This window comes from Bacillus sp. DHT2 (assembly GCF_026241455.1).
Taxonomy (GTDB): domain Bacteria; phylum Bacillota; class Bacilli; order Bacillales; family Bacillaceae_G; genus Bacillus_A; species Bacillus_A pseudomycoides.
Genome location: NZ_JAPHWH010000027.1, coordinates 1 through 24,818 on the forward strand (window position 1 = coordinate 1; position 24,818 = coordinate 24,818).

Here is a 24,818-nt window from a genome sequence, read left to right on the forward strand (position 1 = left end):
AAAAATAAAAAACACAGAAATCTTCATTAGGGGATTCTTTCCCTTTTCTGAATTTAGTGTGCTACGATAGTTATATATTCGCTTTGACAGTAATAGGAGGCTTGTCTATGAAAAATCATATAAAAGTTAATGGACAAATCCGTCAAACAAATAAAAAATGGTCACATCTCAGACAACAACAAAGAGAACGCATTTCTAATTGGCTTCGTAGAGAATATACAAAATTTGTACAAGTGAATAATAGAAGACCTAAAAAATACGAGCATGATGTCATTCTTAGTGAAGTGATGAATCGAATAGAGGAACGTGAAATTTGGATTCCATATGGGGAAGTAAAAAGGCATTATTTAAGTAAAATCGGTAAATGGTTTCGAAAAATAGAAAGCGAATGGGAAGCACCAACATCCAATAATGAAGACAAGAAAATATTAGAAGAAAAACTTGAAAAGAAGAACTTTTAAAAATAAGGTTCTTCTTTTCATTTTATATAAAAAATTTTGTTCCCATAATTTTTTGAATTTCTCTTGTAACCCATGTCGCTATTATCTTGATAAGATTCACGAAAATGTTCCCAAAATCTATAGCGAGAAAAATATTCTGAAAATTCATTTACACATACAATATCTGTAAGTTATTATGAGGTTGGTATACCACCACTTACATTGAAAATCGACTTAAAGACTGAGAGGCCTCTCTGAAAGGATATTCAAAAAACATGTATCATTACATATACGATAAATATCAAATGCAATTTTAATGATGTTTTTTGTATATTGAAAAAGGGGAGAAATTTATGTTGAAGGATAAAATCAAAAAGATTTTAGGTACCACACTCTTAGCAGGTGCTGTTGTAGCTGTTGGCTCTGGTGCAATTACACATGCAGATACAGTAGATAAACATTGGTATTTCGCATTTGATGCAAGTTGGGATGGTAATGGACAGCACAGTGACAATACTGGATATAGAACGAAATATAATGACTCAAGTGTATATAAAAAAATCCAATGGACTAATAATGGTGGTGAAAAATATAGAGCTTGGATTAAGATGCTACACAATGGAGAGCAAGTATCTACACCAAGAACATATACGAGTGATGCATATGGTGTTTATAAAATAGAGAACAATGCTCATGAAGTTTACGGTCAACGTGATATAACGATAGCCGCAAGTATGACTGGTAATTGGACATCTTGTAGGGTAGAAGGGGTTTGGAGTCCTGATAGTAGATAAGATATATCAATAAAAACATTATTTAGAAATGAAAAAGTGGTGTAATGATGCACCACTTTTTCCCTAGAGGTGATATGTATGATTTCTATATTAAAATTTGAATTATCAAGAGCATTTAAAAGCAGGTCTTTTTTAATACCACTTGGTCTATTTATTTTGTATATGATTTACAATATTCTCTTTGAAGTTATACCTACAGTACAAGAGGCATATATGACGATAGATACCATAACTCCTACCTATTTATGGCTTAATGTAAATGAAACGGGGATTTTGAGAACAGTTTTCTTTTTTACTCCACTATTAGTGGTATTACCCTTTAGTTGGTCGTACGCATCAGATACCAATTTAAATTACACTTGCTTTCTTTATACAAGAGCGAAAAAACAGCATTATTTACTAGCTAAATTTATAGCTACATTTTTAACTGGTGGAATTCTATTTGTGCTACCTCTACTTTTACATTACATCATTTTAACTTGTTTATTTCCCAACTGGCCTGTTCATTATGGAACATTTCAAATAGTTAATGGCTCATTAATGATTGATCTAATATATTCTAATCCTATTTTGTATGTACTGTTCTATTGCTTAATCAATTTTTTATACGCTGGTTTTCTGGCGGTAATCGGGTTAAGTGCAGGGCTATTTACTTCCAAAAAGTATATTGTTTGCTTAGTGCCATTTTTTATTTGGATTATTATCTCAGCGATATGTGAGTTCTCTGGTTTGAATAATTGGTCTCCAGAAAGATTCCTAAGGCCCTCTGGAGAGAAAAATGCATCCTTATTTTTTATTATCATCTTTTGGATTTCTATGATGTATATCACTTTAACTTTGTTTATCAAAATGGGTGAAAAACATGAACTTAATTAAAAGACAATTAGAAACTGTAAAAGGATACTTACCTTCCTTATTTTTCACCATTTTTATTTTTAACATCATTGCTTTGTTTTCCATGTATTACATTAAAAGAGCGAATAATACCGATATAACAACATTTTTACATTATGGCATGAGTGAAAATATAATTGCGTTAATGCTTGCACCATTATGCTTGTTTTGTATCATTTCATTCCTACAAATATATGAAAACGATATAATAATCATTCGTATTCGAAATCGAAATAAAATTTGGTATGCAATGGTCTCTAAAACCATAATAATAGCTACTTTATTTAGCTTTTTATTTGAATTCACCCTTTTGTTTTATAGTATTCTATTTAACTTAAATTTTAATGCGAATATTGGGGACTACTGGATCAGAGGTTTCTTATTAACAGTTGGATTATTCGCTATTTGTTTAGCATTTTTAGTTATTCGATTAGTGGTAAATCAAACTGTAGTTGCTTTTTTCATCGTATGTGTTTGGTTTATGAGTGAGTTACATGGATATAATCCAATTCGCTTATTTATTTGGCAAACAAGCATACAAACTCAAGAAGAAGGAAACTTGCAACTTTTTACACAAGCGTTTTTATTTTTACTAACCTTATCATTTATATTCTATAGTCTTGGATTACAGGTTATAAAAAGAAAATCTTTTATTTCTCAAAGTATTAGGGGTGAAAAGTGATATGACCAAAAAGAGGATAGGCATCATAACCATAGTATTACTCATATTAGGAACTACATATTTTTTTCTTTATACAAATGTTAATAAGCATACACCTAAAAAAGTAAACGTATCAACATATCAGCCTGGGGAATTTGCGAAGTTTGAAGATGTAGCTATGACTGTAAAATACGAAATATCTAACCAACCTTTTGAAGGTAATGAGGTATCACCGAAGGTTTATAAGTATCTCAAATTATATGTAACATTTAAAAATCATGGGAAAAAGGAAATTAACCCTGCGTATATTCTAGATAAAAATGACCTACGTATTGGTAATCAACTTATTGCATCTGAAACAAAAGGAGAGATATCCAAGATACAACCTTATGAATCGAAGACCTATTTGAAATATAGTGCCCTTACAAAAGAAGATGTGAAATATGGGGTGTATTATAGTATCCTTCCAACATTACAAAAATCAATGCTCCTAAGCAAGGAGGAACAAAAACAGGTTATGCTGAACCCTAAAGAATGGGTAGTACTGAAAAAAGAAGGGTAGAATTATATTGAAAAATATCTTGAGATACGATTTGCTAGTTTCTTTTTACACAAATCGATGGAAATGGTTATCTTGTTTTATTATCTTTGGTGTAATTACACTTTTATTTACGCAAACAAACAATAAACTTACTAGCGATGCCTTCATAAATTACTTTTTTAAAGGTGCCAAAGTCCCGGACTCTTCAATTGAAATACCATATATGTTTTTACTCGTACAACTTTATATTTTTTTTATTATCGGAAGCAATGTGTCTGAAGATTATATGACCTATGGCATGTATGTTTTTACAAGACTTAAGAAGAAGAACAACTGGATTATAAGTAAAATATGTTGGCTCATTATTAATGTTACATTTTATTATGTTACTATTTTTTGTATTTTTATTATGCTAACTGGTTTTAATATGACCGGAAACAAGGTGGATCAACCGTATATTGTAATACTGACCATCTTCTTATTAATGTATACAACATCCCTATCGCTAGGTATGTTCCATATTACCTTAAGTATGTTGCTTAAACCGATATATAGTTTTATAGTGCTAGGTATTTTTTATTTAATACCTGTATTTACAAATTCCTTTTATAGCCCTGGAGCACAAGCAATGCTCACTAGACATAAGCCATTCACTAATATGAGTCCAGCCGGTTCATATATTTATAATCTTGTTTTGTTTATCATTTCGTTATTAGTCTTTTTTATTATTATAAAGAAAAAAGACGTCATGAGAGAGGAAGAATAAAGGGGTGAGTTTATGAAATACGTTATAGAAGTTAAAGAGTTTACAAAAGTAATAAAAAATCACACTGTACTAAAAAATATAAATTTAGGATTAGAAAAAGGAAAGATTTATGGTTTTCAAGGGAAAAATGGGTCTGGTAAAACCATGTTATTACGTGCAATTTGCGGTTTGATAAAACCTAATAAAGGGGAAGTTTTCGTTAATCAGAAAAAGCTTGATAATAATTTTCCAGACAGCATTGGACTATTAATTGAATATCCTGGGTTTCTTCCAAGTTATACAGGATTCCAAAATCTAAAATTACTAGCGTCTATTCAAAATAAAATTAATGATGAACATATTAAAGGTGTTTTGACACAGGTTGGTTTAGAACCAACTGACAAAAGGAAAGTAAGAAAATATTCATTAGGAATGAAACAACGATTAGGAATAGCTCAAGCGGTAATGGAAAATCCAGATATTCTAGTGTTAGATGAACCTACAAATGCGTTAGATAAGAATGCTGTAAAAATTGTAAGAGAACTCTTATTACATTTAAAACAGCAAGGTAAAACAATTATTATAGCTAGCCACGATCAACATGAATTACAGTTATTGTGTGATGATTTGTATACCATTGATAATGGTGAAATTATTGAGCATCAAACAACTAAACTCTCTGCTTTATAAAAGGAATCCCTACTATGTGGATTCCTTTTCCTTTGCAAAAACGATTATTTGTTAGTTAATTCTTTGTTTCTCTTGACTATAAACTTCAATAGTATACAAATCGTTTTCAATCCATTGTTTTACTTTCTTTGTTTTAAGTAAATCATCAACTTCCTTTTCTATTTTCTTTCCAAACTCTTTGGCTTCTGGATCAGAATTATTTATTGTAGTATGTATAGCAAGGGTAAATGGTTGGTTTGATTCGAAATTAACTGGCTGAATTCCAAAACCTTTGTATCCATTTTTGGTAAACACTTCATCAAAAATAGAACTGTAAACTTCGCTCCAACGCCTCTCTTTCTTTACAATGCCCATATTTCTCTGACTCACATTAATTGTATATGGTCTAATATCTTGGTTCTTTAACCGAGCGTTAATCTCTTTTTTTACCTTACTTGTATTTAACAGTATCAGCTATTTCTAAGTCTACTGTTCTTGGTGTATCGCTCATGGAGGCACTAAGGGGTCACCATATCAAAAAAAGAAAATTGTACGTTTAGACACAATTTGGACATATTTTAACCGATTCCCTGTACGTTAAGGAATTGGTTAATTTGTGAGATATGTGAATTAGAGGTCTGTGTAGTAATGGAACAAGAACAGCAATAGCTTATATTTATGTTGGTTTGTACCACAAGTATGAGAAGTCGTTTTTAATAAAAACGTGATTTTTTTAAATAAATTTCTGAAAATAACAAAAGAGCCGGATTTTCATCACAGCTCACTTATTTATTTGCTCAGTATGATTACAAATAGAGGATATAAACTTTTTCATCTATAATCAAAAAAGGAATAAAATCGTACTTTTAATGCAATAAACTTAACTTATAGTCTTACTATTGAGCAAAAACAACAACCACCATACTAATAAAAACAAATAACCTATAATTATAAATATTGACCAAATAAAGCCTTGTTGCAATTGACTAATTAAATATTCAAATTCATTTGTTCCTGCTGGTCTGTCAATACTATTTATGAGACTTATTATTGGGATTGTCATAACAAAAATGAATGCTAAAATAGACAAACTTTTCATTTTCCTTCGAATTATACTAAAGATTGAAGCTCCTAATGTAGTCAATAGAAATAAATAATATATTACCCAAAACCAATTAGGAAGAGTCTGCCAATACATTCTTTTCACTCCCCGTATTTGTAATATTAAAAACTCTATTCAGTAATAAATTTAAATAAAGGTAGTTCTTAGATAAAAATAATTACCTTTATTTACAATAGTTTCCTTTAACTATTTCTGTAATTCTTTTAATAACCTTCTTTACGTATAACTTTGATAAACTTTCTCTTAATATTATTTAATATTATCTACAAAATATATAGGATCATTGTTTTCTAACTTCAGTGTATTTGTAACCTTAAGTGTTTTAAGATCCCTTATTTTAATAATTGTACGTTTATTTTCATAAGATCTTGTAAAAATTTCGTTAGATTTTTGATCTATATTTAAAACACTTTCTCCTTTACTATTATCAATCTCTTCTAAATGAGGAGTATGATTTTTAAAAGAAATTTTCACAAGAGAACTCAATTTTTTTTCTAATTCGCGAATCTCCAAATTTAACAGTATTGTATCTTTATCAATCACTACATTTTTATTATAATTAACTCTTGCTATTTTTTGAGAAAACTTAGATAAATCAATAGGATAAGTCTTTATATTTAACTCACTATCAACTTCTGTTATATCTCCATTGATCATAAATAAATATAATTTTTGAGCTTGATGAGTATAAGTGAAATAATTTGGCAGTATATCTAAAGTAATTTCTTTTATTAAATTTAAATTTCTATCATACTTTTTTATAACCGTAACTTTTTCTTTACTTTCCATTGATTTATTATCTACTCCAACGACAATTATATGATTATTAATACTTGTAATATCCTGTGCAATATATCCTTGTGATAAATTAACACATTTCTTTTTCTTAATATCACATACATCATTACTATCGTCTTTATTTACAACTGTTATAACATATTCCGATACATCATCTTTATAATATTTCTCTATAAATTTATTTTGACCTGTTTCAATCAATGATATCTTTTTATTTGACGGATTATATTTCATTACTTGAGTTTCATTAGAATATGCTCCACTTGCAAAATAGAACTGATCTTGAAAATGAAACACATCGGAGGGAGAAAAGTGATTATCTGTAATAGTATGCTTCTTAAGTACTTTAGCCGAACTATCAACTTCGTTGATATAACCCTTTTTCCCAAAAGGATCGATTAAATGAAATAAAAGATAATTTCCACTTCCTTTAGGTGAAAATTGTGTTACATCTGAAATTTCTTTTACACTTTCAGATGTTTTGGATTGATTACAACCAATTAAAAATAAAAAACTAACAAGTCCAATCATTATAATTTTTTTCATTTTTTCTCCTTATTAATTAAAAGTAGTATTAGAATTTTTCCGAAGTAATATAATGAATTCCGTTAGATAAATCCTTTTATGTATATTTTAAAGAAAAGCGTGTCCAATTTAATTTGGCACGCTTTTCTTTATATTTCATACGATTAAATCGTATTCTATTATGCTTAGTATGGATTGCTCTTATATTTAACAGTATCCATATCTGATTTAATACTTCCCGGAAGAACAACACCTAGATAAGCATCAAGTGTACCTACATGATATCCAGCATTAAGCCAAGCTTTATAAACTAATTTTGAGCAATACCATTCCGAAGTATTATTTAAACTAGTTTTTAACTTGTATGGTTCACCAATTTGGTTTTTTGCATAAGAAACTGCGTTTAAATATGCTGAATTTGATGCACCTTTAACATAATATTGTCCTTCATCATCTACTGTAGACCAATATTTTGAGGCTGACTGATGAACAACACCTGGACTAGGCAATGCTTCAATAACATAATGTGGTGTTGTACTTAATATGGCTGCATGTCCATGTGGTAAGCCATATGTTTTAGCTTTCATGCTAACTAATATATCACCTTTTCCACTCCAACTTGCAGCAGCTTCCTGCATTTTATTAGAAGTTTTTTCTTTACCAGGTTCATAATCTATTGATTTACTTCCAAAGTTAGTATTACCTTTTTCTGCTTCAAGATCATACATAAGTGCATCAATATCTTCTACAGCAGAAATGATTTTTTCAACTTTTTGAGTTTCCATATCTTTATTCGCATCTAAAACTGCGTTTAATAATTCATAGTTTTCTTTTCTAATTTTCTCTTTTTCTTTTATATCTAGCTTAGTATTACCAATACTGTTTTTTATTGTGTCAAATTTTTTTAATGCTTGTTCATAATTAAGTCCAACTTTACTTGATTCTTCTGCATGACTTACCCCATACGGCAATGTTAATATAGTTGCAGCAATAACGGTACTTAATAACTTTTTCATAATCCATCCCCTTTTGTGTATATTTAGTATTCGATATGATTATACAATAATTAACAAAAATACCAATAAAAATTTAAGATTTTTCAGAAAAATTTCCCGACATTTTTTTACAATTATTGATAATGGCAGTTATTTAAAGTTCCCTCCTAAACTTGGACATACTGATACTAGCACTTTAAAAAAGGACGTAATCAGTATGTCCAAGTTTGAGAGATTACTTGCAGATATTTCGAAGTTTTTGCACCAGAACCAAATTTTTTAGTGTTAAATAATCTTCTTAATGATAATTCACATATCTCACAAATTAACCCATTCCTTAACGTACAGGGAATCGGTTAAAGTATGTCCAAATTATGTCTAAACGTACAATTTTCTTTTTTTGATATGGTGACCCCATGCCCATCAACTTAAGAGTGTAAACAAACTGAACTTTCGTTCAGCCGGGTTAAAACATTCTTAAAATAGAAGTATATTCTTAAAAATGCGCATACCAAATAAACCCTAACGGGTTTCACTTTTTTAATTATGCAATTTTCTTTTGTTTTCTCAATCCATTATACTCATAGACAACACCCATAATATCAAAGACAGTCTTCTTCTCATATCTGTGAGATTTTCGTCCATTCTTCTGTAGAAGATGGAACAGACGGATTAAAATCTTTGTTATTTCTCGGGTGTTTTGCTGTATAGCTTGATAAAGAATGTATAGATGGTCTTGAATCATTCCAATGGCTTTATATTCGCTTAATTCTCTTTTCTTCTTTTGTAAAATTAATTGTCGCATCTTAAACATAGTAGAAGAACATAGAAAAATAGCGATGAGTTTTCCATAAATGTGGCATTCTAATCGCTCTCGTTTGACATTGTGCCAATCATGAATTTTAAATAAGGATTTCCAAGTTTTAAAGATAATTTCAATCTGCCAGCGGAGGGAATAAAAATCATGTATTTGTTCCATCAGAACCCATTCCAAAGGTGTATTGGTAACATAAATGTTCATACCAGCTAATCGTTTGCTTTTCTCTGAGTATGTAATGCCCTTTTTACTTTCGGTATACACTTGTTTTTTCTTACGTTCTCGAAGTTGTTTTTCAGTTAATCGATATATAATAACGCGTGTAAATAGTTTTTTATCCTTTCCAATATAAGCATCTGTTATTTCATAGACCTGTCCTGGTTTTAAGGTATTCATAATGTGTTCTAAATCAACTTTGATGTACTGAGACTGTTTTTTTACTGTCCCATTTCGAAAGTATTCAGGAAACTCATTTTTGATATACACCATATTATTTAATTTCAGCCGCGATATATAATATACCCCACGTTGGTCCATTTGATCTAAATCGTCCAGTGAATAATAACCCAAATCTCGAATACAGAGGTCGCCAGGCCGTAATGTCGCTAAACATTCTGTTCCAAAGGTTTTATCATTATTCTTCCCTGGTTCAACTTGAAAATTTAAAAACTGCCCACTATGTAAATCATATTCTAATTGAATCTTTATACCTGCTGTTTGTGCACAACCACCCGAACCGGGATACACACTAGCTAAGTGTTTTGGTACTTGAAAAATCGTTGCATCTAAAATACGAATTCGTTGAAAATGGGTTAGTGAAGAACTTGGAATCACTGAAGTTTCATAAACTTTATTTTTTAATAATGCAGAGAAAACATGTTTTAAAAAACAAACAGCTTTTTTATTGAACCGTTTATTTAGTCCTTCTGGACTAATAAGAGTTCCTGTAGCTGCATGTAGTTGACTACACAGTCTAACTAAAGAATCACTCGCTATCCGTTGACTCATCCAAACACAGATAGTGGCTAAGTCATGTCCTGAAAACTTACGCTTTCGTTGAACAAAATCTAACTCTCTAGCAAGCTCTTCTAAAAATGAAGGAGTAAAATATTGATATAATTCCTCAGCAAATAATTGGAGTTCATCTTGAATCGAAAGATTCATAAAAAATGCCATCCTTTCTGCATATTTCTACAAAAAGAATAGCGATTTTTTCGCTATATGGATACAAATTTATCTTAACTTGATGGTGATGTATGGTACCATCGTATAACCCAAAAAATATTGCTTTCACAAGGGTTTAGTAATTTTTTCACATATAACTTTCTCTTATTAAATATCAACTTCTAATGGTATAATATGTATAAAATATTGATAAATGGAGCCTTTTTAATGAAAAATTATAAAAAATCTAGTAAATGGTTTTATTTTTCCTTCAATTTCGTAATGTTTATAGCCTCAATATTTGCATTCATTATTAGTATCATAGATTATAAAATCTGGCTCATTTCTTGTACATTTCTGTTACTCTCTATTAGCTGTTTTATTTCATGTTTTAAAGAAATTAAACTCAAAAAATCTGAGTGATTTTCAGTTAAAGTAGGAAATCCTCATGCTCATCAATTTAAGAAATTAATTGTTCCCAAAAACAATAAAAATAAACTTCGTTGTTATAAAAGCTACAAAAATTTTAAGTTGATGGGCATGTATGGTGACCCCACTAAGGAAGTCCTTTCCATCTACCGTTTCCATAATAGTGTCCATAACTTTTGATTCTTCACTTTTTGCTTCTTCTTTATCGTTCTGTTGACAGGCACTTAATAAAGTGGCTAATAAAAGGGGTACCGCCAGCATTTTGGAAAAAAACCACGCTAAGTAAAAAAATAATAAGCCGTCCATATGGACGGCTCATTTACATAATTATCGTTATTGGTAGTTAGGTTTCTTTAGTTGAATGGGAATGTTTTGATCCAGTAGAAGAATGCAAAACCTCCAGCTACAAATAAAGCAGCTAAAATGAATGTTATTAGAGGTATTTTATTTTTCATACTTTTTCCTCCAATGATTTAATCTTAAGCTAATTTAGTTAATATAACATGCGTTCTCGGAAGTTAACTTTTTTTGTTGAACCAGTCCTTTTTTCTTAAAGTATAAAGGTTTTCTGTCATGACTTTTTCATACTTTGAAAATAATCTTTCTCTTTGTCCTAATAATACGAAGCCTGCTTTTTCCATAGAACGACACGAATTCGTGTTATCTTTCCATGCTGAAGCACGGATTTCATCTACCTCTAATCTGGAGAACGCATAATCATATGTTAATTTTCTGACTTGAGAAGTAATACCTGTACGCCAATATTTTCTTGCTATTCGTTGTGCATCACCTGTAATCACTATTCCCTCTCCAGTAGTAGTTGGCACAGCAAGCCAATAGGTCCCAATCATTTCTTGTGTACTTTTCAATATCACAGACCATGCTATGATATGATCGAGTTCTTTATAATGCTGTAACATTTCTTTCGTTTCTTCAGGATTTTTAGGCACTGTATTTCCTGTCCATTTATGCATTTCAGGGTCTTTCATTACTTTATACCATTGCTTATAATCCTTTTCAGGATCTATGGGACGTAGTATTATATCTTTCCTTTCTAATAGTGGAGTCTCTTTAGTCGACATTTTTCAATTCCTCTAATCATGATTTATTAATAAAGAATAAATTCGTGTCCTGATTAGAGAATTCCTGTTGTATATCATATTCATGTGATGTTAACATAACGCATCATTATCGGGATTCAATGTATTTAGAAGACTATTAAAAGTCCTCCAGATTATTTAACTGGAGGACTTTAGTGTGCACATAATTTTTGTTATTGGAAGTTAAAATCTCTTAGTTTCCTGATAAATTAAAGCACCCGATAGTTTAAGTGTAACCCTTCACATACTTCAATTTAATCATAGTTTTTAAATAGAGACAGAGTAAACATACACTTCTTTTCCCCATTTGTTTATAATTTTCATCTCCTGCATACCAATTCGTTTAGCAACTTTAGTTGAAGGAATATTATTTACATCGGGCAATGAGACCATCCTATTTAATTTTAGTCGTTCAAATCCGTAATTCTTACACGCTAAAGCTGCTTCTGTTGCATATCCTTTCCCCCAGACACGCCGAACAAATAAATAACCTATCTCCATCTCCATTACGCCATCTACTTCTTGAGGTACAATACCACATTGTCCAAGAAATTCTCCAGTTACTTTATCTTCTACTATCCATAAACCTACCCCATATTCATCATAATTTTTTAGGGTCCAATTAATCCATTCCATTGTTTCACTTTCGTTTTTGGTTGAAGGATAATACCGCATTGCTACTGGGTCTGAAAAGATTTTCATCAAATTTTCAGTATCATCTTTAGTCATTCTTCTTAAAATTAACCTTTCCGTGCATATAACTGGATTGTCCATTTTTCTATCCTCCTACATTTATTTTTATGTGAATTCTACATGATTAATGGTATATCCTTTGGTAGAACCTTATTCAATTAACCTGCCAGTTAGTTGAACAAGGAATCCTGTATATTCTATTCATATGGGGTTAACATAACGCATCATTATCAGCAGTAAAAAAGCTAGCAATAAGCTAGGGATAAACAAATATTGAATATAAAGATTTAATTACTGTTTTTTAATGGAATGTTTTTAAATTTATGTAGAAATATAGATATTCCTAACAATAATATTCCTACAGCAAACATAATAACTTTACCTTGAGATACTTCTCGTCCATTCCAATAGTCTAAAAACATTAGTAATCCATTTTGGACTAACAGAAAAATAGAAAAAAGCGTTGTAAAAGATTTAATTAAACCAAATGTAGATCTTTGCAGGGGTACGGAAACGATTCTGGGTATGAGGGGCCACTCTGGGATTTAATTACAAATAGGGGTCGCCATATTATAAATAACTATCTGTAGAGAAAGAAAATTTTTATTTAGGGAGTACATTAAAACCTTAGACTGATGACAATGGGATGGGCCCATATTGAAAGTGTTTTGCAAATTTGTAGTTATTCATAGGTATTTAGTTCAGTTTTTTCGTTTTGTGGAAGAATGCATTTCTTAACTTGATAGCGATGGGGTGTTACTCTTTTATTATATTTTGCAAGACTTTTGCAAGGGGTTTGAAAGATATATAAACTAAGATGAACTTATCAACATGATTATAAGAAATATGAAAGGAGACTGAAAACGATTACGGTGTTTTAATAATGTAAGGTCCTTACATTCTATAAAGGTAAGAGAAATAGGGATAGAAAAAGTTTTTATTTCTTTTGCATTTGTATTTTAAATTTGCGAAATCGTATTTCAGTATGTACATTTTAATATTCTAAATTAAGTAGAACAGAGCTTGTGAACTCAATGGACGGAAATTCCTAAAAAATTTGAAGGGATTATTTGCAGTATTTATGTAAAATACCATCTCTTAGTCCGAGTAGGATACTGTGCTGTAATGGGTGCTGAATCCCTTAAGTGAAGTTTACCTATTTTATAGAATAATAGTAATTCAATTGTTATACATACAAAATAACTTAGAATTTTATAATCTCAAAAGAGGAGCTAGTAATATGTCAAAAAACAATAAGAAGACTAAACAAATTTTATCACTTGCTATGATTGGAGCTATTGGTACTTCATTTGCATTCGCATCCCCGAATTCAGCAAGTGCAGCTCAAATTAGCCCGATTCAAAATGTTACAGCAAACCAAGTAAATCCTTCTATTATTGAAAATTTGGATGAGCCGTTCAAAAAGATTTTTAGCATTTATCACCAGTATTATTATACGCTTACGAATCCTAAGTTTCAAATTTATCAGGTTCTCGGATCATCAGTAGAAGCAGATGATAATCCTGTTATTAAAAATTCAGAAACTCTGTTTGTAGGTAAGTCAATTTTTAGGAATAATACAGATCAGGATCAAACCTACACTACAAATGAATTCTCAAAGACAATTGAGCATTCTGTTTCTAGTGCCACTACACATGGATTTAACTTAGGTGTATCTACTAGTGTATCGTTTGGTATTCCGACTATTGGAGAGGCAAGCGTTGAACTATCTACTGAATATAATTTCTCCAATACAAATGAAAATACAAAGACCCAAAGTTATACGTATACTGCTAGCCCGCAAAATATCGTAGTTCCTGCTCATTCAGCAGTTGAAGTTCTGGTAACTTTAAATACTAATAAAATCAGCGGAAATGTAAAGCTTTTATCTAGACTTCACGGACAAGTTTCGTATCATGATGGGATTGGACCGAGAGCGATGAGTTTTAATTCCTTAGTACATACGACTGCGGATGAATTCGATAAAAGTGTTTATAAACTTGTAAAAACTCATAGTGAGGATGGATCGGTATCTGTGATAGGAAGTGGTAAATACGAAGCTCAATATGGAACGGAATTCTCTGTAACTGTAAAACCTGTTGTAGCGTCACCTAAAGCACTTGCTGTTACATCTAGCGGTACGGATGTTGAGAATAGCAAATCTACTAACGAAGATAACACTTCTACTAATGAAGGTTACACTTATACAGTTAAACCAGAAGTTAAAAAAGAACAATAAATTAAACAAAGCCGGCTCATATCACTTATGAGTCGGCTTTCTATCTATTTGGGGTCCCGCCACATGCCCATCAACCTAAAGTTTTATTACACCCCCAGAACGAAATTTTTAGGCTTTCTTGTAACGAAAAAGCTTATTTATCGTTTTGGGGGTGACCTGTTTTCTTAGGTTGATGGCAATGTGGCTGTACCCCTTATGGAAGATACGCTTCCGTTAGCTTAATAAAGAAACCCTTTAAAATTTTTTTAAAATTGATTTAACGAAAGCCGTTTTCTCTTCTGCATATTTATGTTTATTATTTTTATTTAACTTTGCTAAATTAAGTTTGAGCTGTTCATATTTAATTCTTGCTTCATCATTATCCCTCAAGTAATCTCTGAACATTAGCTGTTCAAGTAAATATTTATTTCCACATTGATACATATGGATTTGATGGGTTCTTGGTTCACCCTTACTAAAATAATGTCTGTCAGGCAAAATGTTTGTTCCTTTATACGAATATCCCAACTCTTCTAAAGATGGGGAAGTATTCCCACCATCATTAAAATCTTTGATTTCTATGGCTATGTCAATAATTGGTTTTGCACTTAAATGTTTTATTGATGTACTCCCTATGTGATGAATATCCATTATATATTCACCTATTTTATCTTGTATTTTTTCTTTCTCTAATAAAAATTCTTTATTCCATTCCTCTGTCCAAGGAACTAAAAAGACCTCTCCTTTTGGCAAGCCTAACATCTTATTCCCCCTTTAATGTTAATACCGTTTTTTAACCATTGGAACATCATACCATAATGGGGTAGAGGGAGCAATCGTGACTTGAAATACAAAGTAACTTTCAAAAAAATGTCTTAGCGTGGGTTTTATGTTAGTACGTTGGCTGTACCCCTTAAGGAAATATGCCAAATTACAGGAGTGAGTCAGGCCGCTCTGTATCGTAGATTAAAAGAACTTGAATAAAGTTCTTTTTTTATTTGTAATTAAATCCCAGAGTGGCCCCTCATACCCAGAATCGTTTCCGTACCCCTTGCATATATTACACCTTCTTTTTTAGAACTATATTTTAATTATATACTAATCCTTTTTATTCCATTTTAACATATTAATAAATTTAAACAATTTAATATTTGCGCAAATCCTTTTAGGGAGTACGGCAACGATTCCTTCTTTTTGGAGCCACTTACAAAATTAAAAAAGGGACTACCAACTAAAAAAAGCTTCGTTTTTACAGGTAGATTCCTTTTAATTTCTATTTGTTTGTTCTTTGGAACAGGATTACTTGCATCACAACTTACTGAATCTGTTGTAAGTAATAATGATGTTAAAACCTTTTCAGAGGATGAAGTAGACAAGATTATTGATGATAACGATAAAAAAGTAAAAGACCTAGAAAAAGGGGTAAGAGAATTAAAGGAATTCAAATCCAATAAAAATTATTATGACAAACTTAAATCATATAATTCATTGAAACAATATATGACTTATGATGAAGTTGTCGCTGCTGTTGACGGGGAAAAAGGAGAAGGAACAACAGAAAATATAAACAATACAAAAAACAAAACTTTTATATGGGATCTATATACTGAAGAAGTGATTTGCCGTTTTTCTTATGATGTATTCAAAAAAGAATTTGTATTAACATCTTTCTTGAAACAAAAGAAACCCGAATAAACCAAATACTGATTTGAATGGTATTTTCTCAATAAAAATATAGATAAATATGGTAAAATTATATTTGGATGGGAGTCCAATACATATTGTTAAAATTAAAGTGGTTAACAAGTCGGAGAAAGGCACCTTAAGGTGTCTTTTCTTTTACCTTTTAGTTATGTTTTGCAATTAAGGAAGCGGTATAAGTATATAAACCTCTGTACAGCATATAGGAACAGTAGACTTAAACACTCTAACTATAAGTTTTAAGCGATAAATATAGAAGGGGGAAGTTTTTATGACGCGTTGCACAAATTGCAAAAGAAGATGGAATGCTTTGCAGGTATGGTCATTGTTCTTTAAAAGAGAAGGGAAAGACTGCCCGTATTGTCTTCAAACTCAATATCTGTCAGCTGATACATTAAGACAATTTTCAGGAACGAGATTACTCAACGTAGATCCATTATTCCTGTGGATTTTTCCTGTTTTCGCTACATTGAGTGAAAAAGATGAAACATACAACGTTCTTTTTAAGGATAAATCAAATGAAAAATAATACAAACTAATTCCTTAACGTACAGGGAACCGGCTAAAATGTGTCTAAACGTACAATTTTCTTTTTTTGATATGGTGACCCCTTTTAGAGAAGGGATCAATGTATGTAAAGCTTATGGTATACCTACAAATAAAATATTTCGTCTAAATTCTTTAACTTTCCCCTTTTTATAGTTTCACATTTAATACAGAAAATGTTTTTATCTGAGAATACTATAGAAATGGTGGAAAATCATATGAAAGAAGGCTTATCAGAATGGGTATATGGATATAACGAAGTTTTGAAAGAAGGCTTAAAAAAGGAAATATCTATGCCTGTTTGGGCTTCATATGAACCATATATTCAGTCATGGCTAAAAAAATCCTAAAAACGTTGTAAATCCGCATTTTCCTAATGCTCCCCCATAGCCATTAAGCTAAAATTTGATAGTACCCCAAAAATGAAATTTTGTGCTAACTTGTAACAAAAAAAGCTCATTTTTTCGTTTTGGGGTAATTCAGAATTCTTAAGTTGATGGACATGTGGTGCTACCCCACATCCATCAACTTAAGGAGAATAAACGCCATCAAAACAAAAAAAGCCCCAAATTTTTCTTGAAAATAAGTTGGGGCTTTTGAAACAGAAAAGTATATTTTTAACTATGAAAACTACGATAAATTTTTCCTACTTATTAAATTCAGCAAGTAAAATTTTTTTAAAAGGATTAGGACTGTCAGTTCTACCCAAACTATTCCAATTGACGACCAACGTATGCTTGCCTCCAAGTTTACCTCCAACAAGAGTAGTAAACCCTAGAATGCCACCTGTGTGTCCCCATATCGAGACACCGCTTGGAAGCTTAGTTTCATAGATTCCAAGACCATATCCATCGATTCCTTCTTTTCCTGTAGGAACTGTAGTAAGCATTTGTTTTAGTTGCTGTTCTTTCAGTAATTTGCCACCGAGCAAGTAAGAGAAAAATTTGTTTAAGTCGTCAGCAGTAGAAATCATATCTCCAGCAGAGCTACCTGCACTTGGGTTATAATAAGTAACGTCTTTTAGCTCACTTGCTCCGTCTGGTTGGACATATCCACGGGCATGGTTAGTGCCTGGAATAACACTTGAGTTGCCTGGTAGGAATGTATTCGACAATTCAAGTGGTTCAATAATTCGCTTTTCAACCTCTTCCGCATAGCTGTTTCCAGTTACTTTTTCAATAAGGATACCCAGTAATACGTATCCTGTGTTTGAATAAGACCAGCCCTTTCCTGGAGCAAAGTCTGGGGGAAAAGAAATCCCCATCTTCACTAACTCTTCAGCCGTATACGATTTTTTTGTATCCGTAAAATCAACGTCTTTTGACCTTGAGTATTCAGCGATACCACTTGTATGGTTCAATATCTCCTGGATAGTAATCTTGTTACCATCATATCCATTTCCTTGAATGACACCAGGCAACCAGTCTTCGATGTGGTCGTCTAGCTTCAGGCGATTCTCTCCAACTAATTGAAGTACAACTGTTGCGGTGAACGTCTTCGTCACACTCCCAATGCGAAAGCGAAAATCTGTTTTCATTGGTTTCTTGGTTCTCAGATCCGCTATTCCAGCGGCATACCCCCACGTTTTTCCACCCTCAGAAGTTTTAGCAAGTATCCCCGGGTATCCAAGTTGCAATGTATCCCGCATTGCTTGCTTGACGGAAGTACGATCTCGTTGAGTATTTGTTTGTAACGAACTAGATACATTTTGAGTAGGCTCTGCTTTTACAATTGAGGTTGGTGTTGTATATAACAGGGAACTTCCAGCTATTAAAAGGGCCAGACTTGCACATGTAATTTGAATACGTATTTTCATAAGGCATTCCTCTCCTCTATTCATATTGTATAAGTGTTTGCTTACTGATCCTTACTTCCTGAAAAGACTTAGGGAAAGGCCCTCACGCATATAGATTAAAGCCCCAGTACAAAGGTATCTATCAATACCAACAATTTGAGCCAGTTAAATCTCCATCCCTTCTATAAAAAAATTATTCAAAGGTATGAAAGCATATTATGTACCCTTAGTTATTGTTAGGATTAACACAACATGAGACATAGCCCCAACCCATATTTTACTTTATTTATCCATGATATGTATTGAGAAAGAATGTAAATTCGAATCCTTTCCGTACCCCAACTATTGATCGTTTTTTTCACCTATTATAATTAGTTATTTAGAATTTCATAATAAAAAACTGTAAAAAAATAACGAGTCCCTTAACGTACAGGAAGCGGTTGAAAAATATGTCTAAACGCACAATTTTCTTTTTTTGATATGGTGCCTCCATCGCAATCAAGCTAAGGTTTTGAAGTACCCACTAAATGAAATTTTTCTTTCTCTATAGTTAGTTATTTTGAGAAGTCAGCTCATTTTTTGTTTTTGGGGTGTTTACTTTTCTTAAGTTGATGGATGTGTGGTGCTACCCCATTTTATAGATACAATTTCATTCATTTTTTTGGTGTTCCGCATCCCATTCACTTAAATAGGATGCATATTCTAATTCATCTGGATTATCATGTAACATAGAAATAAATTCTAATTTATTTCCATCACAGTCCAGAAAGTATACACTTGCAGCGGGCATCCATCTTTGGACAATTGGCTCTTGATTTCCTTTTCCCTGACTTCCTATCACTTCTATTCCACGCTTTTCTAACCACAATTTAGAAGTCTTTAAAAACTCTAGATCTACACCAAAAGCAAAGTGTTTCGTCTCAAAGTCTTCAATATTATGTACTTCCCATAGTCCAAGCATTTGTTTTTTATTTTCTCCTACCCAAAAGAAAGCCACTCTTCTTTTAGATAGTTTTCTTGCTAATGCTAACCCTAACTTATTTTGATAGAAATCTATCGCCTTTTCTAAATTTCTTACATGTAAATGTGTTTCGTATATGTTTTGTATCATTATGTTTATTCCCTTCTTTATTGTAATTTATAATTATCTTCCGTGTATAAATTCCCACTCTTTCCAGGACATAATTTCAAGTTCCGGTCTTGGTTTATCCTCTAACATAGAAATAAACTCAACTGAGTGACCATCTGGATCTGTAAAATAAATCGACACAGCAGGCATAAAAGGGAATACCATTAATTCTTCGGAATTTCCACCAAAGAAATTTGCAGATTCAATTCCTAATTCATTTAAATAATTTCTCGCTTTAATAATATCTTTCACATCTACTCTAAAAGCGAAATGTTGACGCTGAACCTCCGGTGAAGGATAATTTTCTCTAATGCCAAACATAGCTTCTCCAGGTTTTTCGATCCAGTAAAATTTAGATTTTCGATTAGAGTCTTCATACAAAGGAATAATATTAAATAATTTTTCATAGAATTCAGCGGATATTTTATAATTACTTACATTAATATGTGTTTCAAAAATCCCTTTAATCATCAAAACTCCTCCTTTTATAAGTATTTAATTATTACCAATATCATTTTATATCTTTTAAGCTCAATATACCTAATCACTATTTTATTAAAATAAACAGCTAAATGAATCAATCTAAAAGATGAAATTCAAGTGGAAATCCTACTACTTTTGTCGTAGAATCCCCACGTATCACCACATCCCCATCAAGTTACTATCTTTAAAAAGGCCTACACAAAAATTCTGTTTTTCTACAGTTAGTTATAAGGATTCATCTTACTTTTTCTTTTTGAGATTGCTCTGTTTTCTTAAGTTGATGGGCATGGGGTACCGCCACATACCCATCAAGCTAAGATTTTGAAGTATCCCCAAAACGAAAATTTTATCTCTTCATAGTTGTCTATGGTAATCCAGTTCATTTGTTGTCTTAGGAAATAATGAATCTCTTAACTTGATGGTGGTGGGGCGAGACCCTATGTTGAAAAATTTAGACTATTCGTTAACACATCATGTTGACATACAAATATTGTAATGTTAGTCTAAACATACCGATGTCCGGTATTTATAATGAGAGAGGGTTTTTAAATGAGAAGTAAAGATTCAAAGCAAACAATTGAAAAAATCCTAACAGTAGCCACAACACTGTTTAGTGAAAAAGGTTTTGATAAAACGAGCATACAAGATATTGTTGATTCTCTTGGAATGTCAAGAGGAGCTATTTTTCATCATTTTAAATCGAAAGAAGATATATTAGAAGCAGTCATGGAACGACAGTTTAATTATACTTACGAGATGTTGGAGCAATTAGTTAATAGTATTGATTCAGTAAATAGTAGGGATAAGTTAACAAAAATTTTAGAAAGAATTGCATCAGATAAAAACATTCACTCTATTGATGATATTTTGAATTACCAAATAAAAAATCCACAGTTTATTGTGCAAGGAATAAAAGCAAGTGTAAATAAAGAAGCGTTAATATTTACGGAAATCATGAAACAAGGGATAGCAGATGGTTCCATTACAACGGAATATCCCAATGAATGTGCAGAAGTTTTTATGCTTTTGATGGATGTTTGGACGAACCCAATCCTATTTAATCGTAAAAAATCAGAAACGATTAATCGGATAAAGTTTTTGCAACATATGATGAGACAGTTAGGGGTTGATATTGTAAGTGATCAATTAATAAAAGAACTTATGAATCATTATCCAAATATAGAACTGGGTGGTATTAATGAATAATGTTGCCGTAAAAACACACAACTTGGTAAAAGTATTTGATGGTTCAGAGGTCATTAAAGGAAGTACGATGACGGTAACAGCTAATACTGTTTATGGATTTTTAGGTGCCAATGGTGCAGGTAAAACGACAGTATTTAAAATTTTATCGGGCTTATTGCTTCCTACATCTGGGAAGGTTGAAATTTTTGGAATGGACGTAACGAAAAAGCGCGATTTGATACTAAAAAGTATAGGAACTTTAATTGAAGTTCCGGTATTTTATGAGCATTTATCAGCAACTGAGAATTTGAAATTTCATTTGGCTTATATGAATGCTGAAGGATTTGAGATTTCTAAAGTATTAAAAATGGTAGGCCTTGTTCAAACAGGTGATCAACCAGTTTCTAAATTTTCATTAGGAATGCGACAAAGATTAGCCATAGCACGTGCATTCATTCATAAACCTAAACTTTTAATTTTGGATGAACCAGTAAATGGATTAGACCCACTTGGGATTCAAGAAATGAGGGTGTTATTTAAAAATCTATCTGAAAATTATGGGATGACCATTCTTATTTCAAGTCATATCCTTAGTGAACTGGAACACATTGTAGATTCAATTGGAGTCATTGTAAATGGGATAGTGGTAGAGGAAGCACCTCTGGAAGAAGTAAAGAAAAAATCTCCGAAGGGGTTAGAAGCATATTTCTTCAAAATTATGTCAGGAGGAAAAGTACATGCTTAATTTAATCCAACTTGAAATTGGAAAAAATAAAATAAATACGTTTATTTTAGCAAATGTTATTTCGAGTATTGGTTTGCTTGCGTTTATCTATTTTGTTGCATTTGTTGCACAACAAACAAATGAGATTCAATTTCAGAATTATGCTAATATCCATAAATTCACTATCTTAATGGGAATGATTGTTTTTTCGACTATATCATCTGTAATGTATACTCGCTTTATTATTGAAGAATACAAAGGAAAACAAATGACATTGTTATTTTCTTATCCTGTCAATCGGAAGAAAGTTTTACTTGTAAAATTACTTATTGTAAGTAGTTTTACTACGGTGGCTATGATTATTTGCAGTGCCATACCTATCATTATTTTTAGTTTAACAGAAAAAATTTCTCCTATTGTTCCAGATACTCTTTCACAGGAAGATATTTTTTCTACATTGTTAATGATTGTAATTACTGCTTTTATAACAAGTATGGTAGCCCTTATCGCTATGAGAATAGGTTTTATTAAAAAATCAGTTCCTATTACAATTATTTCTTCTTTCGGCTTAATTGCACTTTTAGGGAATACTGTGGCATCTGGTTATGATAATCCTATGTTAGGTGTCATTATATTAGTAATAATTGCTGCTATTGGAATCTTAGTTTCTCTTGAATTGATGCAGAGAGTAAATCGGATGGAAATAGATTAATTTAGGAGGGAGATCAATGAGTAACTATCAGGAAACAGTTGAGCTAAATGAAAGAACTAAAATAGAAATTCAGATTACAGGAGGAATTGTTTTTTGTCATGCTATAAAAGGAACAAAATTAGTTATTAATGGATCATTAGGACGACATTGTAAGGGGATAGAAATAAAACAACTAGCGAATCGTCTAATTTTAAAACAAGAAGTTCGCATTACTCCAATTCTTATGATTGGATTTCCAAAATCAGTTTATTTAGATATAGGTATTCCAGAAGAGATGATGGAATACCTAGCTATTAATCAAGATCTTGGTGAACTGACTCTTGAGGGCCTTCAAGGTAAAAAAATACAAGTTAACACGAAGACTGCAAAATTGGTTGTAAATGATGTCTTATGTGATTCTTTAGATTTAAAGATTGGGAGTCGTCCTGCAGATATACGTTTATTAAGAAAAATTCAGCATACTAATGTTAAGTCTATTTCAGGGAAGATTAATTTGGAAATGAATGAGATAGGTGGAGATTTGAACTGTTCATGTGGTGCAGCAGGCGCTTATATTAAGATTCCACCAAAGGCTAATGTTCAAATAAACAAACGCGGGGTTAGAAAGTGTGCAATAGATGCTGTATTATCAGGAGAACAACTTTATAAATTTAATTTAACAGCTAATTTAGGAGAGATAAGAGTTATAAACTAGTAAAGAATAAAGGCCTTTTGAAAGATAGAGGAACAACTTTTAAAAGTAGCATGATGAAGTGAAGGGGGAGAGTATGGGGTCCGGCCACACCGCTATCAAGCTAATAAAACAAACTTTCCATCAAATGAAAAAATACGCTATTCTTTCTGTAGAATCATAGGAAAGGATGGCGTTTTTGTATGTCTGTTTCTGTGTCTGACGAATTACAACTATTTGCTCAAGAGATTCAAAGTTTTTTATCTCCAAATACCTTACGGGATCTTGCTAGAGATGTTGGCTTTGTACAACGAACCAGTAAGTACCAAGCAAAAGATTTAGTAGCTTTATGTGTATGGTTGAGCCAAAATGTAGCTATGACTTCTTTAACTCAGTTATCTAGCTGTGTAGAAGCATCAACAGAAGTACTCATCAGTCCTGAGGGACTGAATCAACGGTTTAATAAGGCGGCCGTCCAACTTTTACAACACCTACTAGCCGAACTACTAAGCAAAAAACTGGCCGCATCTATGCCGATTTCTTCTCCATACACTTCTGTTTTCAAGCGTATTCGTATTTTAGATTCAACTGCATTTCAACTCCCGGATGTATTTTCATCGGTTTATCCAGGTGCAGGAGGATGCAGCCATACGGCTGGGATAAAAATTCAACTTGAGTATGATTTGTTAAGTGGACAGTTCCTACATATTCATACAGGTCCAGGTAAACAACATGATCGCACTTACGGCTCTCTGTGTGCCCCAACTGTGACAGCGAATGATTTATGTATCCGAGATTTAGGTTATTTTCATTTAAAAGACCTTCAATATATACAAGATAAAGAGGCCTACTATATCTCTCGTATCAAGTCGAATACACGTATTTATCAAAAAAATCCTAACCCTGATTATTTTCAAGACGGAAGAATTAAGAAAGGTACAGAGTATATACAGATAGATATGGAGACGTTAATGAGCTCCCTTCAACCAGGACAAACATGTGAAATAGCTGATGCTTATGTAGGAATGATTGATAAAGTGCCAGCTCGTGTAATTGTTCACCGATTAACAAAACAACAGCAACAAAAACGATTACAAGATCAAGCTGTAAGAGAAAAAAAGAAAGGAATGAAGTATTCTCCTCGTAGTAAACGACTCAGTGGTATCAATGTATATATGACAAACACCCCTACAGATATTGTCCCGATGGGACAGGTACATGACTGGTATTCTTTGCGTTGGCAAATCGGCGTGTCCAGATAAGGACA

Annotated in this window: 26 protein-coding genes and 2 pseudogenes; 16 read left to right on the forward strand and 12 right to left on the reverse strand. The window is 31.9% G+C overall.

Annotation, left to right across the window (positions count from 1 at the left end; all coding sequences use genetic code 11):
* Positions 1 to 107 precede the first annotated feature (107 nt).
* From ORL93_RS29350 to ORL93_RS29380, 7 genes are all read left to right on the forward strand, one after another.
* A complete protein-coding gene (locus ORL93_RS29350) occupies positions 108 to 461 on the forward strand; it encodes a transposase (protein WP_098019415.1) in 354 nt (117 codons plus the stop codon).
* Positions 462 to 793: 332 nt separating this feature from the next.
* On the forward strand, positions 794 to 1,234 hold the full coding sequence (locus tag ORL93_RS29355; protein WP_265960211.1) for a hypothetical protein: 441 nt from the start codon (positions 794 to 796) through the stop codon (positions 1,232 to 1,234).
* Between the two features lie 78 nt (positions 1,235 to 1,312).
* The gene (locus tag ORL93_RS29360) at positions 1,313 to 2,110 is read left to right on the forward strand and encodes a hypothetical protein (protein WP_098019418.1); all 798 of its coding nucleotides are present in this window, start codon (positions 1,313 to 1,315) and stop codon (positions 2,108 to 2,110) included.
* A complete protein-coding gene (locus tag ORL93_RS29365; RefSeq protein ID WP_098019420.1) occupies positions 2,097 to 2,810 on the forward strand; it encodes a hypothetical protein in 714 nt (237 codons plus the stop codon). The genes ORL93_RS29360 and ORL93_RS29365 overlap by 14 nt, the downstream gene beginning before the upstream one ends.
* Position 2,811: 1 nt before the next feature.
* Entirely contained in the window at positions 2,812 to 3,351 is a 540-nt protein-coding gene (locus ORL93_RS29370; protein ID WP_098019422.1) for a hypothetical protein, read from the forward strand.
* Between the two features lie 202 nt (positions 3,352 to 3,553).
* A complete protein-coding gene (locus ORL93_RS29375) occupies positions 3,554 to 4,096 on the forward strand; it encodes a hypothetical protein (protein ID WP_265960212.1) in 543 nt (180 codons plus the stop codon).
* A gap of 12 nt (positions 4,097 to 4,108) precedes the next feature.
* Entirely contained in the window at positions 4,109 to 4,765 is a 657-nt protein-coding gene (locus ORL93_RS29380; RefSeq protein ID WP_098019426.1) for an ATP-binding cassette domain-containing protein, read from the forward strand.
* Between the two features lie 51 nt (positions 4,766 to 4,816).
* Here the strand turns inward: ORL93_RS29380 and ORL93_RS29385 are convergent.
* The 8 genes and pseudogenes from ORL93_RS29385 to ORL93_RS29420 form a co-directional block, all read right to left on the reverse strand.
* A pseudogene (locus tag ORL93_RS29385) lies at positions 4,817 to 5,255 on the reverse strand (DUF4030 domain-containing protein).
* A gap of 369 nt (positions 5,256 to 5,624) precedes the next feature.
* Complete coding sequence (locus tag ORL93_RS29390; RefSeq protein WP_018783666.1) at positions 5,625 to 5,942, reverse strand: hypothetical protein; 318 nt, start codon at positions 5,940 to 5,942, stop codon at positions 5,625 to 5,627.
* Between the two features lie 174 nt (positions 5,943 to 6,116).
* Entirely contained in the window at positions 6,117 to 7,211 is a 1,095-nt protein-coding gene (locus ORL93_RS29395; protein ID WP_098125718.1) for a hypothetical protein, read from the reverse strand.
* Between the two features lie 164 nt (positions 7,212 to 7,375).
* Positions 7,376 to 8,206: a YiiX/YebB-like N1pC/P60 family cysteine hydrolase gene (locus ORL93_RS29400; RefSeq protein ID WP_098102037.1), complete on the reverse strand. Its 831-nt coding sequence runs from the start codon at positions 8,204 to 8,206 to the stop codon at positions 7,376 to 7,378.
* 523 nt (positions 8,207 to 8,729) lie between these two features.
* Positions 8,730 to 10,166 carry an IS4 family transposase gene (locus ORL93_RS29405; protein WP_265960213.1) on the reverse strand — a complete coding sequence of 479 codons (1,437 nt, stop codon included), beginning with the start codon at positions 10,164 to 10,166 and terminating at the stop codon, positions 8,730 to 8,732.
* Between the two features lie 468 nt (positions 10,167 to 10,634).
* On the reverse strand, positions 10,635 to 10,901 hold the full coding sequence (locus ORL93_RS29410) for a hypothetical protein (RefSeq protein WP_265960225.1): 267 nt from the start codon (positions 10,899 to 10,901) through the stop codon (positions 10,635 to 10,637).
* A 212-nt stretch (positions 10,902 to 11,113) separates the two neighbouring features.
* The gene (locus ORL93_RS29415) at positions 11,114 to 11,677 is read right to left on the reverse strand and encodes a GNAT family N-acetyltransferase (RefSeq protein WP_265960214.1); all 564 of its coding nucleotides are present in this window, start codon (positions 11,675 to 11,677) and stop codon (positions 11,114 to 11,116) included.
* 285 nt (positions 11,678 to 11,962) lie between these two features.
* Entirely contained in the window at positions 11,963 to 12,469 is a 507-nt protein-coding gene (locus ORL93_RS29420) for a GNAT family N-acetyltransferase (RefSeq protein ID WP_265960215.1), read from the reverse strand.
* 1,159 nt (positions 12,470 to 13,628) lie between these two features.
* Between ORL93_RS29420 and ORL93_RS29425 the strand changes: the two genes are divergently transcribed.
* The gene (locus tag ORL93_RS29425) at positions 13,629 to 14,627 is read left to right on the forward strand and encodes an ETX/MTX2 family pore-forming toxin (protein WP_265960216.1); all 999 of its coding nucleotides are present in this window, start codon (positions 13,629 to 13,631) and stop codon (positions 14,625 to 14,627) included.
* A gap of 234 nt (positions 14,628 to 14,861) precedes the next feature.
* On the opposite strand, the gene ORL93_RS29430 is transcribed toward ORL93_RS29425, so the two are convergent.
* Positions 14,862 to 15,368, reverse strand: a complete 507-nt coding sequence (locus ORL93_RS29430) for a GrpB family protein (RefSeq protein WP_265960217.1) — start codon at positions 15,366 to 15,368, stop codon at positions 14,862 to 14,864.
* A 519-nt stretch (positions 15,369 to 15,887) separates the two neighbouring features.
* Here ORL93_RS29430 and ORL93_RS29435 point away from each other — a divergent pair.
* The 3 genes from ORL93_RS29435 to ORL93_RS29445 all read left to right on the forward strand — a co-directional run bounded on the left by ORL93_RS29435 (position 15,888) and on the right by ORL93_RS29445 (position 17,203).
* Entirely contained in the window at positions 15,888 to 16,301 is a 414-nt protein-coding gene (locus tag ORL93_RS29435) for a hypothetical protein (protein WP_265960218.1), read from the forward strand.
* Positions 16,302 to 16,578: 277 nt separating this feature from the next.
* Positions 16,579 to 16,836 carry a hypothetical protein gene (locus ORL93_RS29440; RefSeq protein WP_098807089.1) on the forward strand — a complete coding sequence of 86 codons (258 nt, stop codon included), beginning with the start codon at positions 16,579 to 16,581 and terminating at the stop codon, positions 16,834 to 16,836.
* 235 nt (positions 16,837 to 17,071) lie between these two features.
* Positions 17,072 to 17,203 carry a hypothetical protein gene (locus ORL93_RS29445; protein ID WP_257143714.1) on the forward strand — a complete coding sequence of 44 codons (132 nt, stop codon included), beginning with the start codon at positions 17,072 to 17,074 and terminating at the stop codon, positions 17,201 to 17,203.
* A gap of 296 nt (positions 17,204 to 17,499) precedes the next feature.
* On the opposite strand, the gene ORL93_RS29450 is transcribed toward ORL93_RS29445, so the two are convergent.
* The 3 genes from ORL93_RS29450 to ORL93_RS29460 form a co-directional block, all read right to left on the reverse strand.
* Complete coding sequence (locus tag ORL93_RS29450; RefSeq protein WP_265960219.1) at positions 17,500 to 18,669, reverse strand: serine hydrolase domain-containing protein; 1,170 nt, start codon at positions 18,667 to 18,669, stop codon at positions 17,500 to 17,502.
* Positions 18,670 to 19,297: 628 nt separating this feature from the next.
* Positions 19,298 to 19,759: a VOC family protein gene (locus tag ORL93_RS29455; RefSeq protein WP_141441918.1), complete on the reverse strand. Its 462-nt coding sequence runs from the start codon at positions 19,757 to 19,759 to the stop codon at positions 19,298 to 19,300.
* Positions 19,760 to 19,792: 33 nt separating this feature from the next.
* Positions 19,793 to 20,248, reverse strand: a complete 456-nt coding sequence (locus tag ORL93_RS29460; RefSeq protein ID WP_265960220.1) for a VOC family protein — start codon at positions 20,246 to 20,248, stop codon at positions 19,793 to 19,795.
* 561 nt (positions 20,249 to 20,809) lie between these two features.
* On the opposite strand from ORL93_RS29460, the gene ORL93_RS29465 reads away from it, so the two are divergent.
* The 5 genes and pseudogenes from ORL93_RS29465 to ORL93_RS29485 all read left to right on the forward strand — a co-directional run.
* On the forward strand, positions 20,810 to 21,466 hold the full coding sequence (locus ORL93_RS29465; RefSeq protein ID WP_265960221.1) for a TetR/AcrR family transcriptional regulator: 657 nt from the start codon (positions 20,810 to 20,812) through the stop codon (positions 21,464 to 21,466).
* Positions 21,459 to 22,190, forward strand: coding sequence for an ABC transporter ATP-binding protein (locus tag ORL93_RS29470; RefSeq protein WP_265960222.1), 732 nt, complete (start codon positions 21,459 to 21,461; stop codon positions 22,188 to 22,190). Before ORL93_RS29465 ends, ORL93_RS29470 begins: the two co-directional genes overlap by 8 nt.
* A complete protein-coding gene (locus tag ORL93_RS29475) occupies positions 22,183 to 22,881 on the forward strand; it encodes an ABC transporter permease (protein WP_265960223.1) in 699 nt (232 codons plus the stop codon). Before ORL93_RS29470 ends, ORL93_RS29475 begins: the two co-directional genes overlap by 8 nt.
* A gap of 16 nt (positions 22,882 to 22,897) precedes the next feature.
* Positions 22,898 to 23,575 (forward strand): DUF4097 family beta strand repeat-containing protein, encoded by a 678-nt coding sequence (locus tag ORL93_RS29480; protein ID WP_265960224.1) that lies wholly within the window; start codon positions 22,898 to 22,900, stop codon positions 23,573 to 23,575.
* Positions 23,576 to 23,754: 179 nt separating this feature from the next.
* Positions 23,755 to 24,804: pseudogene (locus ORL93_RS29485) on the forward strand (IS4 family transposase); the annotation flags it as partial.
* Positions 24,805 to 24,818: the final 14 nt, after the last annotated feature.